This window comes from Kluyvera huaxiensis, assembly GCF_040149365.1.
Lineage (GTDB): Bacteria > Pseudomonadota > Gammaproteobacteria > Enterobacterales > Enterobacteriaceae > Kluyvera > Kluyvera intermedia_A.
The window spans coordinates 1-998 of sequence record NZ_JBEFLV010000053.1; the positions used below are offsets into that span (position 1 = coordinate 1).

At 40.0% G+C, this 998-nt stretch carries 3 protein-coding genes; 2 read left to right on the forward strand and 1 reads right to left on the reverse strand.

Annotated elements, in window-relative coordinates; translation table 11 throughout:
• The first annotated feature begins 18 nt into the window (after positions 1 to 18).
• Complete coding sequence (locus ABOC97_RS23860) at positions 19 to 582, forward strand: class I SAM-dependent methyltransferase (protein ID WP_459253842.1); 564 nt, start codon at positions 19 to 21, stop codon at positions 580 to 582.
• 43 nt (positions 583 to 625) lie between these two features.
• Positions 626 to 910: a hypothetical protein gene (locus ABOC97_RS23865; protein WP_349602324.1), complete on the forward strand. Its 285-nt coding sequence runs from the start codon at positions 626 to 628 to the stop codon at positions 908 to 910.
• A gap of 10 nt (positions 911 to 920) precedes the next feature.
• Here the strand turns inward: ABOC97_RS23865 and ABOC97_RS23870 are convergent.
• Positions 921 to 998: IS1 family transposase (locus tag ABOC97_RS23870; protein WP_001401901.1), on the reverse strand; the 78-nt coding region annotated here is incomplete at its 5' end.

The following is a 998-nucleotide window of genomic DNA, read 5'->3' on the forward strand; positions in this document are numbered from 1 at the left end:
TGTGTTTGCGGGAAAAAAATCGGCCCAGATCCGCGAAATTTTAATCAGCGAGTCAGCTTGGGAAGAAATGACCTGCTTATTCGCACCTTCCCTAAAGATGCAGTTGTTGCAGAAATAGGGGTTGATAAAGGTGATTTCAGCGAACAAATACTGGATATCTGCACCCCAGCCAAACTCTATTTGGTTGATGCCTGGCACTCCGAACGTTACCATGATGGCCTTTTTAACCAGGTCATCGATAGGTTTAGCGAGGAAATTGACTCCGGGAAACTTGAAATAAAACGTGGACTCTCCATTGAGATGGCCAGTGAATTTGCCGAGCAATCATTAGACTGGATTTATATTGACACCGATCATTCTTATGAAACAACTATTCGTGAACTTTGTCTTTATTTACCAAAATTAAAAGCCGGTGGTATTATTTCTGGGCACGATTATACCATGGGGAATTTTATAAAATGGTATCGCTATGGTGTTATTGAAGCCGTCCATCAATTTTGCGCAACCTTTGACTGGGAGCTGATTTTCATAACCGCAGAGACTATTGAAAATCAAAGCTTTGCGATCAGGAAGATCACATAAGATATTAACAGTATTGATTATAAAAAATCAGGAGGGAAATTTTATGGATGTAAATAAACAATATCACTGTCCGCTATGCAATTATAAAGGTTCGTTTATGACGTTCCGTGGTCGCCAACATGCGCTTTGCCCTCAGTGTTCTAGCCTGGAAAGACATAGGTTGCAATTTGTTGTTTTACAAAACATTTTGTCAGATAAGAATACTTCAGAAATGAAAGCGCTACATTTTGCACCAGAGCCAGCATTTCGGGCATGGTTTTCTCATTTATTTTATGAATACAAAACGGCAGATATAGAGATGGAAGGCGTTGACTTTAAAGTTGGGTAATGACTCCAACTTACTGATAGTGTTTTATGTTCAGATAATGCCCGATGACCTTGTCATGCAGCTCCACCGATTTTGAGAACGACAGTGA